The organism is Cellulosilyticum sp. WCF-2 (genome assembly GCF_003990395.1).
Lineage (GTDB): Bacteria > Bacillota > Clostridia > Lachnospirales > Cellulosilyticaceae > Cellulosilyticum > Cellulosilyticum lentocellum.
In genome coordinates, this window is record NZ_CP034675.1 from 4,453,153 (window position 1) to 4,466,811 (window position 13,659).

The 13,659-nt window shown below is 38.1% G+C and carries 18 protein-coding genes; 3 read left to right on the forward strand and 15 right to left on the reverse strand.

Translation table 11 applies throughout. The features are described 5' to 3' along the window. The 3 genes from EKH84_RS20290 to EKH84_RS20300 form a co-directional block, all read right to left on the reverse strand. Entirely contained in the window at nucleotides 1-567 is a 567-nt protein-coding gene (locus EKH84_RS20290; protein ID WP_127067697.1) for a GrpB family protein, read from the reverse strand. A gap of 125 nt (nucleotides 568-692) precedes the next feature. Next, a complete protein-coding gene (locus EKH84_RS20295) occupies nucleotides 693-1,283 on the reverse strand; it encodes a DUF1349 domain-containing protein (RefSeq protein ID WP_127067698.1) in 591 nt (196 codons plus the stop codon). 240 nt (nucleotides 1,284-1,523) lie between these two features. Continuing rightward, the gene (locus EKH84_RS20300) at nucleotides 1,524-2,699 is read right to left on the reverse strand and encodes an MFS transporter (protein WP_127067699.1); all 1,176 of its coding nucleotides are present in this window, start codon (nucleotides 2,697-2,699) and stop codon (nucleotides 1,524-1,526) included. Nucleotides 2,700-2,826: 127 nt separating this feature from the next. Between EKH84_RS20300 and EKH84_RS20305 the strand changes: the two genes are divergently transcribed. Then, nucleotides 2,827-3,756, forward strand: coding sequence for a helix-turn-helix transcriptional regulator (locus EKH84_RS20305; protein ID WP_127067700.1), 930 nt, complete (start codon nucleotides 2,827-2,829; stop codon nucleotides 3,754-3,756). On the opposite strand, the gene EKH84_RS20310 is transcribed toward EKH84_RS20305, so the two are convergent. The 5 genes from EKH84_RS20310 to EKH84_RS20330 all read right to left on the reverse strand — a co-directional run bounded on the left by EKH84_RS20310 (nucleotide 3,689) and on the right by EKH84_RS20330 (nucleotide 7,128). After that, entirely contained in the window at nucleotides 3,689-4,492 is an 804-nt protein-coding gene (locus tag EKH84_RS20310; protein ID WP_127067701.1) for a protein-ADP-ribose hydrolase, read from the reverse strand. The genes EKH84_RS20305 and EKH84_RS20310 overlap by 68 nt on opposite strands. Further along, on the reverse strand, nucleotides 4,489-5,430 hold the full coding sequence (locus EKH84_RS20315; protein WP_127067702.1) for a Sir2 silent information regulator family NAD-dependent deacetylase: 942 nt from the start codon (nucleotides 5,428-5,430) through the stop codon (nucleotides 4,489-4,491). Before EKH84_RS20315 ends, EKH84_RS20310 begins: the two co-directional genes overlap by 4 nt. A gap of 2 nt (nucleotides 5,431-5,432) precedes the next feature. After that, nucleotides 5,433-6,041, reverse strand: coding sequence for a 4Fe-4S binding protein (locus tag EKH84_RS20320; RefSeq protein WP_127067703.1), 609 nt, complete (start codon nucleotides 6,039-6,041; stop codon nucleotides 5,433-5,435). 79 nt (nucleotides 6,042-6,120) lie between these two features. Then, complete coding sequence (locus tag EKH84_RS20325; protein WP_127067704.1) at nucleotides 6,121-6,516, reverse strand: pyridoxamine 5'-phosphate oxidase family protein; 396 nt, start codon at nucleotides 6,514-6,516, stop codon at nucleotides 6,121-6,123. Between the two features lie 174 nt (nucleotides 6,517-6,690). After that, entirely contained in the window at nucleotides 6,691-7,128 is a 438-nt protein-coding gene (locus EKH84_RS20330) for an Rrf2 family transcriptional regulator (RefSeq protein WP_127067705.1), read from the reverse strand. A gap of 504 nt (nucleotides 7,129-7,632) precedes the next feature. Between EKH84_RS20330 and EKH84_RS20335 the strand changes: the two genes are divergently transcribed. Further along, nucleotides 7,633-7,872: a DUF6061 family protein gene (locus EKH84_RS20335; protein ID WP_127067706.1), complete on the forward strand. Its 240-nt coding sequence runs from the start codon at nucleotides 7,633-7,635 to the stop codon at nucleotides 7,870-7,872. Nucleotides 7,873-7,974: 102 nt separating this feature from the next. On the opposite strand, the gene EKH84_RS20340 is transcribed toward EKH84_RS20335, so the two are convergent. Then, entirely contained in the window at nucleotides 7,975-8,520 is a 546-nt protein-coding gene (locus tag EKH84_RS20340) for a flavodoxin family protein (RefSeq protein WP_127067707.1), read from the reverse strand. Between the two features lie 146 nt (nucleotides 8,521-8,666). Between EKH84_RS20340 and EKH84_RS20345 the strand changes: the two genes are divergently transcribed. Continuing rightward, complete coding sequence (locus EKH84_RS20345; protein ID WP_127067708.1) at nucleotides 8,667-8,999, forward strand: winged helix-turn-helix transcriptional regulator; 333 nt, start codon at nucleotides 8,667-8,669, stop codon at nucleotides 8,997-8,999. A gap of 66 nt (nucleotides 9,000-9,065) precedes the next feature. On the opposite strand, the gene EKH84_RS20350 is transcribed toward EKH84_RS20345, so the two are convergent. The 6 genes from EKH84_RS20350 to EKH84_RS20375 all read right to left on the reverse strand — a co-directional run bounded on the left by EKH84_RS20350 (nucleotide 9,066) and on the right by EKH84_RS20375 (nucleotide 13,659). Then, nucleotides 9,066-9,656, reverse strand: a complete 591-nt coding sequence (locus tag EKH84_RS20350) for a DUF1349 domain-containing protein (RefSeq protein WP_127067709.1) — start codon at nucleotides 9,654-9,656, stop codon at nucleotides 9,066-9,068. 147 nt (nucleotides 9,657-9,803) lie between these two features. Beyond that, nucleotides 9,804-10,544 carry a DUF6040 family protein gene (locus EKH84_RS22580; protein ID WP_243118621.1) on the reverse strand — a complete coding sequence of 247 codons (741 nt, stop codon included), beginning with the start codon at nucleotides 10,542-10,544 and terminating at the stop codon, nucleotides 9,804-9,806. Between the two features lie 33 nt (nucleotides 10,545-10,577). Continuing rightward, nucleotides 10,578-11,537, reverse strand: coding sequence for a DUF6017 domain-containing protein (locus EKH84_RS20360; RefSeq protein ID WP_127067710.1), 960 nt, complete (start codon nucleotides 11,535-11,537; stop codon nucleotides 10,578-10,580). 47 nt (nucleotides 11,538-11,584) lie between these two features. Beyond that, entirely contained in the window at nucleotides 11,585-11,953 is a 369-nt protein-coding gene (locus EKH84_RS20365; protein WP_127067711.1) for a replication initiator protein A, read from the reverse strand. Between the two features lie 4 nt (nucleotides 11,954-11,957). Then, on the reverse strand, nucleotides 11,958-12,869 hold the full coding sequence (locus EKH84_RS20370) for a ParB/RepB/Spo0J family partition protein (RefSeq protein WP_127067712.1): 912 nt from the start codon (nucleotides 12,867-12,869) through the stop codon (nucleotides 11,958-11,960). Further along, nucleotides 12,859-13,659 (reverse strand): ParA family protein, encoded by an 801-nt coding sequence (locus tag EKH84_RS20375; RefSeq protein WP_127067713.1) that lies wholly within the window; start codon nucleotides 13,657-13,659, stop codon nucleotides 12,859-12,861. Before EKH84_RS20375 ends, EKH84_RS20370 begins: the two co-directional genes overlap by 11 nt.

Consider the following 13,659-nt stretch of genomic DNA (forward strand, 5'->3'; position numbering starts at 1 on the left):
TCAGTATCTGTCGCCATATATTCTGCGGGCTTCTGTTGTCCACTTGCGAATGAACTCAGTCTTTGCATCGGTATATGCGTCTCTGTCATGTTCATATTTCTTCCATAATTCCAGCTTCAAAGATTCATAATCCTTTGCGACCTGCGGATGCTCGTTCAGATAGTCGCGGAAATACAGTTCATCATTATCTCCGGTATATCTGAGATGAATGTGATAAACCTTATCCGCAAAGCCTTCTTTGGTATACCCTTTATTGAGTGAAATCCGGTTTGTTTCAGCGGACATTCCGATAAAACCATTCCGCTCCATAACATGTGCCAGTTCTTCCATGTCGGCTTTTTCAGAAATCTCAACCATCACATCAACAATGTTCTTCGCCCATATGCCCTGTATCGCTGTACTTCCAATGTGACTAATCCTTTCAACAGGATAGTCTGGCAACTGGTCCATTATTGAGGCTTCAATCTCCTTGTAGTAGTTTTTCCACTTATCATCGTGCTGAACAAGAAAGATGGGAAACAATTCCCACAATTCGGCCAGCGTCATTTCCGACAGTTCCTTTCCCATCGTCAAATCCTCCACAAATTCAAATTCATGCGCGCTTTCAATCTCACCGGAAGACTGAAAGTTTCACTTGCCTTTGTTACGATAAAATTACAATTTGATGAATAACATCATATGAACTAAAATTATTATTCTCCAAATCGTATATTCTTTACTGTCACCTGCTCGATAGTCAGATTCTCATATGTTCTCACACCGCCATTTCCTGTAGGTGCCTGAGCTAATAATCCGACCTTTACTACTTCTCCCACGGACATATTAAAGAATCGCATCATATAAAAGCTTTCGCCATCTGTTGAATAATGAAAAGCGAAAGACTGACCACATCTTGTCACTTGTAACCAGGCAGCGTTCCCTTCAATATTGCAGCCATTAGCGTCATCTGACTCTCCATTCTTTGTTACGACACTAACCGCAGCATGCGTTCCAAAATCAGTTTTTTCAAAACATGCTTTAGCCCAGTTTTGCATATCCTTCATAACCATAACGGAAGAAGAATCATAAGTATCCTTAAAATCATGAGAAACCTTAACTTTCATCACAAAATCACCTGCTATCTCTGTGTAATAAAATGGTGCATTACACAATGTTTCTGGTGTGATACCTTCCTCGCTGATTGCTCCGTTATTGCAAAAAAAGTCACTCTGTGCGGGAGCCTCGATTTCAATCCGGTTTCCTTCTGTTTTTACTCTTCCTTCATTAATCCATTTGAATTCCATTATTTTTCCACCTCGTATTGTTGTTAATTTTTATTTGTAGTCACAATCCTTATTTGTAAATTTTCATTACACATAAAACAACTCTCATATCCAAAATCTGTATACCTTGGTTCGTACAATATCGGCACCTGTAAATCAATCATCGCTAATGTGATATCTATTAAGTCATCTTCTGTTTTTGTCTCAAGAATGATTTGTTTTGTCATCTTATCACACTTTCGTTATAAATTCTAAACCAGATTATCTGGACTTCATTTTGTCAAAAAACAAAAGACCAACAACAAGCACCACCGGAAAGATGAGACCAACCGTCATACCTGTTCTGATATTGTCACCTGCCATCTGGGTTACTCTTCCAACAATACCAGGCCCGATACTTCCTCCTAAATCACCTGCCATAGCAAGAAGCGCGAACATAGCTGTTCCACCGGTTGGAAATTTCTTAGAAGATATACTAAGTGTTCCCGGCCACATAATTCCTACGGAGAACCCGCATAATATACATCCAATTAGTCCGACTATAGGGTTTGAAAAAAGCGATGCAAGAACATAACACAATACACACAAAACTCCTGAACCAAGCATAAACTTTGACAGATTTACCTTTTCGCCGTATTTTCCATAAAGCATTCTGCTGATTCCCATAGCAACAGCAAATAAACACGGTCCCATGAGATCTCCCATTGTCTTACTAAGTCCAAGTGCTGCTTCAGCATATGCAGATGCCCACTGTGCCATAGAAAGTTCTGATGCTCCTGAACATACCATAAGAATAATAGCAACCCAAAATAATGGCGTCTTAAAGAGAGATGGAATACTCATTCCTTCACCATCTTCAACAAGATATTCTATTGGACATGTTGCAAAATTATAAATATTAATTGCTGGCACCATTGCTAAGAGGACTGCAAGCCATTTCCAGCTATCTATTCCAAATATAGCAAAGAAAGCTGTTGATACGAGTATTGTTCCCACTGCACCCCAACAGTAAAAGGAATGAAGAAGACTCATTGTAGCTTCTTTATTCTCAAAAGGACAAGCCTCAACGATAGGACTGCACAGCACTTCAATCAACCCACTTCCTATTGCATATATAATTACACTGATAATTATTCCTGTATATGGGTTCAAAAGTAAATCAGGCAAAAAAGCTAACCCTACAAGTCCAAGTGCCGAGCATACTTCTGATGCCACAATACAGGTCCTATAACCAATCCTATCAACAAACTTGGCACAAAACAAATCTACTACAAGCTGTGTAAAAAAGAAGCATGTTGATATTAGTGCAATATTTCCAAGGGATATGTTGTAATCCGTATGGAACTTAAGAAATAAAAGCGGTGCAAAATTAGCTGCTATTGCCTGCGTTATAAATCCAAGATAACAAGCGATTTTAGTTTTCTTGTAATTTTTCATTATATATGCTCCTTGTATCTTTCAAATATTGATTGTATTATATTGTATAATCATGCAATATTCATTGTAATATATTGCAGTTTTATTGTAATATATCGTAATATCATCAAAGTACGAGGTGCCACAAATGGATTTTTCAAATCAATTTACAAAAATAGAAACCGATGACAGCTTAATGGAAACAGTATCTCATGGTGACAAAGCATATCCCTTTAGTTACTACTATGAAAATCTTGCTTTATATGATTTTCATTGCGTAGATTGGCATTGGCACAATGAATTTGAATTCGTATTCGTAGAAAGTGGCGAGGTTTCATGTGATATTGGCTCAACTCACTTCATGCTTCTTCCCGGTCAGGCAATTATGATTAATTCAAGAGTATTACACAGATTTCAATCTGAAAGTGATGCCATCATACCTAATTTCCTATTTAATCCGTCATTTATAGCACCAGCCGAAAGTCTTATATATGAAAAATATGTAAGCCCTGTCCTGTCTTCCACACTGGAATATTTTATTTTTCAAGATGATATAGCATGGCAGTCACATGCACTCGATCTTATTAAGAACACAATTTTTCTGCAGGATACTGACCTAAATCGTGAACTGGCTGTATCGATACATATCCAGCAGCTCTGGATGCTTCTCCTTGAAAATTTGACACTTAAATCATCTGATAATAAAGCTGCTGTAATTTCAAGAACAAGACTTCAGTTGATGATGCAATATATCCATACTCATTATTCTGAAAATATAGCTTTGGAAGATATTGCAGCATCCGCTGCCATTGGAAAAGGCACAGCTCTTCACCTTTTTCAGGATAATATCAAAATAACACCTGTAAACTATCTAATCAGATACAGACTCAAACAAGCTGCACTACTGCTTTCGGGCACTGAAAAAAAGATTACGGTAATATCCTCCGAAACCGGGTTTAATAATGTAGATCATTTTTGCAGGAGCTTTAAAAAGATATACGGTATCACGCCTACTGACTATAGGAAACAGTCTGACCAGACAACAGAGCATGGTAAATCTTCCAATCTTCATCCTTAAATACATTAAAGATAACCTTTTTTATTCTGTCATCCTGATTAAGAAATTCCTTTACTGTAGCAGTTGCTATTTCAGCTGCTCTTTGCTGTGGAAACCGAAACACACCCGTAGACAGACAACAGAATGCAATCGATTCTACTGATGTTTCTGCAGCCAGCTGAAGACATTCCCTGTAACAGCTTGAAAGTAAATCTTCATCCTCTTTTGTAACTTCCCACTGAATAATCGGGCCTACTGTATGCAGGATGTACTTTGCCGGAAGATTATATCCTGATGTAATCTTGGCTCTTCCGGTTTCTTCTTCGTGTCCCTGCTTTACCATGATCTCATCCATTTCAAGGCGAAGCTGAATTCCTGCATAAGTGTGAATGAAGTTATCAATGCAGGAATGCATCGGCGAAAAACATCCGAGCATCTGTGAATTACATGCATTTACTATGGCATCACACTTAAGCGTAGTGATATCTCCCTGCCAGATATAAAGTCTCTGATCGGATTCTACAGGAATAAGATCCGCCGCATCAGTAATGCCACGTTCCAGATTTCGTTCCTGCAGATACTCATCCTGAATCTGAAGGAATTCATCACTGATAGGTCTTGGCATCCTCACATTCATAAGTGACCGAAGTAAATCTCGCTGGCTCTGAACATCAGATGGAATCGGCTGCCTTCTGAATCGAATTTCTTCCTTCAGCAAGTATTCAATTAAATATTTTCTTCTTTCATCCTGCGTCATGAAATCATTCCTCTCAAATCCGTAATAGCCTTTGCCATATCTCCACCGATTCCAATTGCTCTGTCTCCAAAGCTTTCTGGCACTACTGCTTCATCCATATTCAGTCGAATCAGACTGAAAGCATCATTCTCCCTGACCATCTTTTCAAAGGGAAATCGAATAATAATCGGTGTGTTGAAACCTACTCCGAGTTCAAGAAGAACAACCTTCTTCCCTTTTATATTTTCAAGAAAGTCTGCATATCGGTCAGCTGCTTCATGCCAGCTTTCATCCTCTACAAAATAGTTATCGCATCTAAGATGCATAGCCATGTTGCCACCACATACAGGACACTTAGGTACAAGCTCCGTTGGAATCAGACAGTCCAATCTTTCCTCATCCATCTTGTGGAATAATTCCTCACCATCGTATACTTTCTTATGACAGCCTCTCTGACACTGAATCTCTCCATAATCGCCCTGGGTTGCAAATATTCTATCCCCGGAGAATCCTGCTTTCCAGAACTGATGATCTACATTGGTGGTCAGTACAAAATACTCCTTATCCTTCACCAGTTCAAACAAATCTGTATAAAGTGGAAGTGCCGGTGGTATAAATCGATTCAAAAGCGCATGCTTTGACCAGTATCCCCACCTTGCCTCTTCTGTAGGAAATGGATAAAAGCCTGCAGCATACATATCTGTCATATACTGACATCCATATTTCTTAATAAACTCACTGAAATTTTCAGTAAATCGTTTGCCGCCATACTGAATTCCTGCCGCTGTAGATGCACCAGCTCCGGCACCTATAATAACAGCATCTGCATTTCTTAAAAGCTTGTTCGCTTGCTCTATCTGTTCCTCATAAGAGGCTTTTTGAAAAATATAATCTCTGGCTGGAACTCCACATAAAAACTGTTGCCAGTCCACGTGTCCTTTTCTAATCTTCTTAAACATACTTAGCCTCTTTTCTCGATACACTGTTTCGGACAGCTTTCTGCACATCTGCCGCAATGCAGACAGTGCTTTTGGTCTATTTGGGCTGGGACAGAAAGAATATCGATACATTTCTGAGGACAAACGCTGTAACACATCTTACACCCGATACATCCGTCTCCCACAAAATAACCAGTCTGAACAAGCTCTTGTTCTCCGATCACAATACTTTCTCTGACAATATTTGATGGATCACTGATATCAAAATATTCCCCCTGTGCTTCATACAAGCAGAACACTTCAAGTGCCTCTCTTGTACTTCCAGGATAGATTTCTTTCATATAAGGATTATTTTCAAACATGATATCAAGATTCTGTTTTCCGATATTTTTGATTTTTCCTCTGAGTGAAACCGCCTGTTTATCTTTTGTGGCAGACACTGCAATATATCCCTGCTCCATTAACTGATCGTAAAAAGCTTTCCCCTTTGCAGTAAGAAAATATACACCCGCTTCATCATAATGCATCATGTCAATCACTCTTGTCTGCGGATGTCCATCAGCTCCGATGGTTGCAACCGTAGTAGAATGAATTTCTTCCACAAGAATCTTTATATACTCAGTTCCTAACATATAATATCTGCTCCTTTATATGCACTGAAAGCCGGGTGTAAAACACTCGGCAATCAGTATTGTTCGTTAATTACAATTCTTAGAATTCGTAAGGTGGATTACCTGAGAAATCTGCAATCACCCCATGAGGATTCTCGAGATAGAATACCTCGAAGATTGGATTTGTTGCCTCTCCATACTGGCCCTTTACAATTGGATTTGCCATACATCCTTCTTTTACTTCCATATTGTTCTCAAACACTGCCTTGCCTGCAAGTCTGATCCAAGCGTATGAAGGAGAAGATACGGAAATCTCTACCTCAGGATTCTCAAGCATGTCTTTATAAACATCCTTTGTGTTATTAGTACAGAACCAAAGCTTTCCATCCTTCTCGAAGCAGAACATAAATGGGCGGCACTTTGCCTTTCCATCTCTGCCTACTGTTGCCAGGTACTGCACTGGATTTTCCTGTAAAAACTCTACTACTTTCTGCATTTCATTTGCCTCCTTGTTTTTGTTGTAATCTCATTGGTTACATCTTCCAAGGAGTATAATATCATCGTTTTATTGTAATGTCAATGGTTACATCAAAATTAATGTAACTTTTTTTGTTACATCATTTTTATCGCTAAAAAAGGCCTCAGACCTGTTATGTCCGAAGCCCACCACTTACTGCTCTTTCGCTATCCACAACGTGATATCATTTTTCACTTCTTCAAGTGTAATCTTTGATAATTCATCCTCCATTGCCTTCTGAACCTGCGTTAATTTATCATCTAAAACATGATGAATATTTCTGCCTACAGGACATTCCTGATTAGGGTTTTCATGAAAATGAAACAGTTCTTCATCCGGTGCACATTCAACCGCTTTATACACATCAAGAAAAGTAATCTCATCAAGTGGTTTTGTAATTGTGACACCACCGGTTCCTCTTGCTACCTCTACAAGTCCTGCAGCCTTAAGCTGGCCAAGAAGCTTTCTTATAATTACAGGATTAGTACCTATACTTCCTGCCATGAAATCACTTGTCATTTTCATTTCATTAAATGTATCTATACAGGCAAACATATGAATTGCCATTGTAAATCTGCTTGAAATCTGCATTTTAATCACACCTCTTTTCAAGTAATATCATAGCAAAAATTTGATGTAATTGCAATGGTTACATTTACTGTCACATATAAAAGCTTCTATTATTTCTTAAACTTCAATCTGCAATGGTTCTTAAAATAACCATTGCAGATTTACTTCTTACTTTAGTACGTTAATGTGTGCAATTAGATGCGTTAGATTCTGATTTTCGGAATTAAACAAATTTGGATTGAGATTTCACCTGTTTTAAGAAATTTAATAACTGTTATATTTTGTTATTAAATTCTCCGCAAACCATTGAAAACACTGGATTTGTCGCAGGTGAGCTTTCCCTTATTGTTTCCCTTGTGTTATATCGTCCCACCAGTGTTTACGAACTCTGATAAGGGCAAATACAAGGGCAAGAAAAATCTATAAAACAGTATAACACAAAATAAAAGTGACATGGTGAACTGATTGAAATGCTTCTAATTTTTGTCGCAAATGATTGATTGAACAATAAGGAGATAGGATACGATGAGAACAATATTTGCAGAATACAATCCTCAACGAAACAGCATTGATGTTTATACTTCGGCTGGCTATATGCTTCGCATTGATTGTTGGGAAGCTGAGAAAGATTTAAAGACTACGCCCGGATCAGACTGTGCATTAAATGCACTTGCCATTGATGAACCGCTTGAATATGCCAAACTGTATCTTGATGGTACAATGCAGATATGGGTGGATGCGGAGGATTCCTTAGATATATGTTAGTTAAAGGGATACCATAGCCTATAATAGCCGTTGTATCCCATACCAATATTTTAAAAAATTTCTATTTGAATAACACCAAAAAGTTTTTCAATAATTGAATTTTTAAAATTTATCTGCTAAAGCCATTGCCTGCTCACATCCATCTGTATTGTCAATATCACCTATATTTACAACTGCCGGAATCATTACCGTACCGACCATTTTCCATTTCAACAATGCAGCCGATTTTTCAATAGGGATTCGAATACCATCCATAACAGATTTATCATCTTCTTCGCAACAAGTAATGATAGCATATTCTTTTTCAGAAAGGTCTATCTTTGCGTGATAGAAAGAGAACATTTTATCAATGACAGCCTTTATCTGTGCTGGAATCGTGTACCAATAGACCGGCATGGAAAAAACAATAGCATTGGCTTCCTGAATAGCCAGGGCAATCACATTGAAATCGTCATCAAAAGAACATGCTTTTCCTGTCTTAAAGCAAGTTTCGCAGGCATGACAACCACTTATATTCATCATTGCAGCATCAAATCGTTTTATAGTATGTCCTTTTTCTTCTGCTGCTTTGATAAAAGCTTCTGTCATCGCAAAACTGTTTCCCTTTTTGCGAGGACTGCCTGTAATTACAACAATTTTTTTGCTCATAAAATTTATCCTCCTTATGATAGCGAGGTTGACTTTCCCCGCTTTTGATATTATCATAATATCAAGAATAAAACATAAATCAAGTACGCACAATTAGGTGCGATACTATAATTTATGTAATATACTCACCCAAAGGAAAGTGTAAAATGAAGAAACGTAATATTTCAAACGAGTGCTTTAGAAGTACAGGTTTTAGTTACACCTTGTCTCTAATTAACGGAAAATACAAAATGACAATACTCTATGTGCTGGCTGAATTCGGAGTTGTTCGTTTTAATGAAATGAAAAAATACATTGATGAAATTTCTTACAAAACATTAAGTTCTTCCTTGAAAGAATTAGAGGCAGATAAATTAGTCCATAGAGAAGAATATCCGCAAATTCCACCAAAAGTTGAATATAGTCTTACAGAACGTGGAAAATCACTTATTCCTATACTGGAAACAATGTGTGATTGGGGCGAAGAAAATAGATTGTAAAAAAACAGACCGAAATCTTCAAAGAGTTTGGTCTGTTTTTTGCCTACAATAATGACATATAGTTATTTATTCGCCCATGCGGATATTCTTTACTGTTTTCTTCTCAAATGTGAGGTTGGAATAGATTCGGTTGCCTCCGTTTCCAGTGGGAGCTTGTGCAAGCAACCCTACTTTTACAGTGTTGTCCACTGGAAGATTGAAAAATCTCATCATGTAAAATTTCTTTCCATCAACTGAATAATGGAATGCAAAAGAATTTCCGCACCTACATACCTGTAACCATGCTGTGTTTCCATCAATATTGCATCCATTTGCATCGTCTGACTCTCCATTACGTGTGACAACGCTGACCGCTGCATGTGTTCCAAAATCTGTCATTTCAAAACACGCTTTCGCCCAGTTTTTCATATCCCGCATCACCATAATAGATGCAGAATCATAGATATCCTTAAAATCATGTGATACTTTTACTTTCATCACAAAATCACCTGTAATCTCTGTATAATAGAAAGGTGCGTTACACAACGATTCTGGTGTAATTCCTTCTTCTCCAATTGCACCATTATTAAAGAAAAAATCACTCTGTGCGGGAGCGAATATTTCTATCTTATTCCCATTTGTTTTTACTGTTCCTTCATTTAGCCATTTGAAATCCATAAAAGCGTCCCCCCTTGCTGAATATTGTTTATTTCATCATAGTATCATTAAAAATCTTTGTAAAGTACGCACTTTATCGTAAGATACTTACTTTCTATAAAGTGTACCAATTTGTTATATGCTGAAAACTATAAACCAACACTACTGTTAATAATATCCCCTTGTTTCCCGCCAGCCTTTTACATACCACCTGATTCCAACATATACCAGTTGCACGAATAATAAGAAAAATAGCAGATTGATCGGCAATACTGTCTTTATCCAATCTCCAAAATAGATTGCTATTGCCATGCTTATAAGTGTTACCAGTATTGTAATCATATCCCAGCAGTATTTCTTATATAGCCCGGCAATCTTTATCCCGGTGAATGCTAAAAGTATTTCTGCACCCACCAGACAGCCACCGCAAATCAATAATCTTATCAGCCAGTATATAATTCCGGTAATGACAGGATTGGATATTCCATTACTAATCTGTGCCACATTCTTTCCTGTCAGTATAGTCTTATACATATTCGCGTCTGTACTGTATCCAATAAAAGCAGAGACAAACAGCGATACTGCAACACAGGTGAATATCCCATATAGAATCCGAAACACCTTAAAAATATGCTGTAACATCATTGATACCGAAACAATAGCTATAGCTCCAATGATATATACAGGCTTATTCCATTCAAACCTATATGTCAGCAGATAAAACAGCAATCCCAGTAATGATGAACTCAGAATATCAATTCTGGCAATCAGGAAAAGCAGTCCTGATATGATCGTTGATATCAAACCGACACCGAGACCTAATCCCAGACCTATTGCCTCGCCTGAAACATCGGAACTTATCGAACTTGATTTATCGTAATAAAAAGATTCTTCATAATCATTATACATGTCCATTCCCTCAACTTTCTTAATGTGCTTAAACTAAATCGCTCTCACAGCAAACTGTGGCATATCGTGATTTACCTCTGCTTGATAATAGCTTTTCATTGTCGATGGTGCGTTAAATAATGCCGCTAATAGATACTTTTTGATGTTACGTACTTTGGATGTAGTCTCTTTCAGACAGTCCATCACATACTGGATATGCGAACTGTTCAGCTTCAAAAATTTTGACTTGACTAACTGCACCGGATACTCATTACTGGCAATAATCACATTGCCACCCTTACATAGTACTGTCTCCAAAATCAAATCATAAATCCCATCCAATAATTCTTTGTCGTAAGGATACTGCTGATACAGAATATCGATCTCTATGTTTTCGCGAATAATATTTGCATAGGCATGATACTCATCCAATCCGCTACCGATATCCTCTGATACGATTAGATCAGGATTACTATACTCAGTATCATTCTTCTTAGTATTATTAGGGTTTATTTTTCCAACCTCTAGAGGTTTATTTTCCAAACCTCCAGAAGTTTGATTTTCCAACTTCAAGAAGTTTATATTTCCAACCTCTGAAACCTTTTCTTCCGGTTCAGAAGTTTGTTTTTCCAACCTCTGAACATTCTCCGGAATCTCCTCCATAAATGATTTCACGTAAATAATTGCTGGTTTCCCTTGTCCCTGACGCTTACGTTCAATCAAGCAGAATTCCTCTAAGACTTTCAATGTATCAAGAGCCTTATTCTTCTTACAATTCAGCATTTCCATAGTATCCTCTACAGAAAAGTAAATATAAGCTCTTTTCTCCACATCAAACCACTTATTCTTTATGGAAAGTGACATTCTATCAAGCATTAGCCCATACAGCACTTTCGCCTCGGTAGATAATTCTCGAAAGTAATCATTCGTAAACAATAGCTTCGGTATTCTATAAAAGCTGAGCATGTCTGCTTCTTGTCCATAAAAATAGGAAAATGTTATCTTTTCGCTCACTTTTGCTACCTCCTTCCAATCATTCTAGAAGTGCATTTTTTGCACTTCTATACCGAAGCAGTCACTGGTGCTATAGAAAAATTCTTCACGTATATCTGATTCGGCAAACCCTTACCTCTTTTTCGCTTTACTATCAAGCCGATATTTTCAAGCTCTGCCAGGCAGTCAACAGCCTTATGTTTTGACACATTCATATCCGACTGAATCTCATCCAGCGAATACACGATGTAAACTCTATTTTCTTCATCCAACCATTTATTCTTATACGACATTCCCATTCTATCCAGAAGCATTCCATAGAGAATTTTTGCCTGGACAGAGAGGGAAGAAAAAGCTTCCCCCACCACCAACTCTTTTGGTATTCTTATAAAATTGAACTGGTCTGCCTGTGAACCATAAAAATAATTCATTCTCATGCTTTTAATTCTCCTCACTATCCTGCGCCTGTTTCCATTGTTCCAACAGTCCAAATATCACTCGTTCCATTTCTGCCTTGGAGTAATATGCTGGGAAGAACTTATGTAGTTTTCTTTCATTCAGTGTAATCTTTTTTGAGACTGGAACTGTAGATGCACTTCCTATCAATATAGTAATCAACTGTTCCTGCGTCATGTTCTTATCATCACGATACTTGCGAAGTTCCATGAGCTGTTCTTGCTTAATCATTCCATTCTCACGAATAAACTCATAGATCCACTGTTGGACGTTCTTATTCATATAGGAAAGTTCTACTGCAACGGATAACGCCAATCTCTTTTCATCCACCATATCAAGAAGCTTCGGAATCAGTTCCGTCAGGCGAATATATCTATGTACTTGCGCTCTGCCAAGTCCTTCAGCTTCACCAATCTTTTCTGCCGTATGGAACTTTGTCTCTTCATGCGACAAAGTTAAATCAGTTCTCTTACCCCGATGGTTCATAGCATCCATTTTCATCTTCAAAGAAAACGCTCTCTCACTTGCCAATATCTCTTCTCTTTGAACATTAGCATCTACCATAGCAATAGTAGCTTCATCATTCGTCATTTCCTTTACGATTGCCGGAATTCGAAACAGCCCCGCTCTCTTAGCTGCATGTAATCTTCTATGACCGGAAATCATCTCGTATGTACCTTCATCATCCGGTCGGACAAGGACTGGTGTTAGTAAACCATTCGTCTTAATGCTCTCGACAAGTTCATCCATCTTCTCATCATCTATTACCTTAAATGGATGATTCTCAAAAGGATAAATCGCTCTCACATCTAAGTCTATCGTTCCTTCTGTCTCCGGAACACACAATAACTCGTCAATACTTGTCAACTTGATTTTCTGTCCTGCTCTACCTGCCATGATGCATTACCTCCTTGATTAATGCTGTGTATGCAAATGCCGCTTTTCCCTTTGGATCATATTCGTAGATACTGCTTCCTTCAGCACTAATTTCAGCTGCTCGCACGGAAAGTGGTATCTCTACTGCGAAAACATTGATACTGGAAGAATATGCCTCGTATACTTGCATAGATATATCCTTCGCATAGTTCGTTCTGTTATCAACCATAGTCAAGAGAATACCCTCAATTTTAAGTTCAGGATTCAACTGACGTTTTACCCTACCAATTGTCTTTATCAGCTGCTGTAAACCCTTCACCGGAAGATAAGCAGCTTGAACCGGAATGAGTACAGAATCTGCGGATGCAAGTGCATTGATTGTCAACATGCCAAGAGATGGCATGCAATCAATAATTATATAATCATAGCTTTCTCTGGCATAACTGATGAACTCTCTGAGAATGGTCTCTCTACTGATTACACCTATCAGTGAAATCTCCAAACCGGACAATTCGATATTGCCCGGGAGAATATCAACACCCTCTTCATGATGTAATATTCCCTGTTTCAGATCTACCTGCTCATCATTGATAATCTTCATCATCGCAGTTGCAAGTGAATACTCCATCTGGTCCGGTTCCGGAAAACCTAAGCTGATAGTCAGCGAACCCTGTGGATCCGCATCTATCAACAACACTTTTTTGCCTTCTCTAGCAAGGCCGATACCAAGATTCACACAAGTAACCGTTTTTCCAACGCCGCCCTTCTGATTTGCTACGGCTATGACTCTGCAAGTCTTCTCTCTATCCAT

Bases quoted from the DNA above. Each gene is read 5' to 3' on its own strand.
- EKH84_RS20330 (WP_127067705.1), bottom strand. From the start codon at position 7,128: ATGCAGATTTCAAGCAGATTTACAATGGCAATTCATATGTTTGCCTGT.
- EKH84_RS20335 (WP_127067706.1), top strand. From the start codon at position 7,633: ATGAGAACAATATTTGCAGAATACAATCCTCAACGAAACAGCATTGAT.
- EKH84_RS22580 (WP_243118621.1), bottom strand. From the start codon at position 10,544: ATGTATAATGATTATGAAGAATCTTTTTATTACGATAAATCAAGTTCG.
- EKH84_RS20375 (WP_127067713.1), bottom strand. From the start codon at position 13,659: ATGGATAGAGAGAAGACTTGCAGAGTCATAGCCGTAGCAAATCAGAAG.
- EKH84_RS20370 (WP_127067712.1), bottom strand. From the start codon at position 12,869: ATGGCAGGTAGAGCAGGACAGAAAATCAAGTTGACAAGTATTGACGAG.
- EKH84_RS20295 (WP_127067698.1), bottom strand. From the start codon at position 1,283: ATGGAATTCAAATGGATTAATGAAGGAAGAGTAAAAACAGAAGGAAAC.
- EKH84_RS20320 (WP_127067703.1), bottom strand. From the start codon at position 6,041: ATGTTAGGAACTGAGTATATAAAGATTCTTGTGGAAGAAATTCATTCT.
- EKH84_RS20300 (WP_127067699.1), bottom strand. From the start codon at position 2,699: ATGAAAAATTACAAGAAAACTAAAATCGCTTGTTATCTTGGATTTATA.
- EKH84_RS20340 (WP_127067707.1), bottom strand. From the start codon at position 8,520: ATGAGCAAAAAAATTGTTGTAATTACAGGCAGTCCTCGCAAAAAGGGA.
- EKH84_RS20350 (WP_127067709.1), bottom strand. From the start codon at position 9,656: ATGGATTTCAAATGGCTAAATGAAGGAACAGTAAAAACAAATGGGAAT.
- EKH84_RS20315 (WP_127067702.1), bottom strand. From the start codon at position 5,430: ATGTTTAAGAAGATTAGAAAAGGACACGTGGACTGGCAACAGTTTTTA.
- EKH84_RS20345 (WP_127067708.1), top strand. From the start codon at position 8,667: ATGAAGAAACGTAATATTTCAAACGAGTGCTTTAGAAGTACAGGTTTT.
- EKH84_RS20290 (WP_127067697.1), bottom strand. From the start codon at position 567: ATGGGAAAGGAACTGTCGGAAATGACGCTGGCCGAATTGTGGGAATTG.
- EKH84_RS20365 (WP_127067711.1), bottom strand. From the start codon at position 11,953: ATGAGAATGAATTATTTTTATGGTTCACAGGCAGACCAGTTCAATTTT.
- EKH84_RS20310 (WP_127067701.1), bottom strand. From the start codon at position 4,492: ATGACGCAGGATGAAAGAAGAAAATATTTAATTGAATACTTGCTGAAG.
- EKH84_RS20305 (WP_127067700.1), top strand. From the start codon at position 2,827: ATGGATTTTTCAAATCAATTTACAAAAATAGAAACCGATGACAGCTTA.
- EKH84_RS20325 (WP_127067704.1), bottom strand. From the start codon at position 6,516: ATGCAGAAAGTAGTAGAGTTTTTACAGGAAAATCCAGTGCAGTACCTG.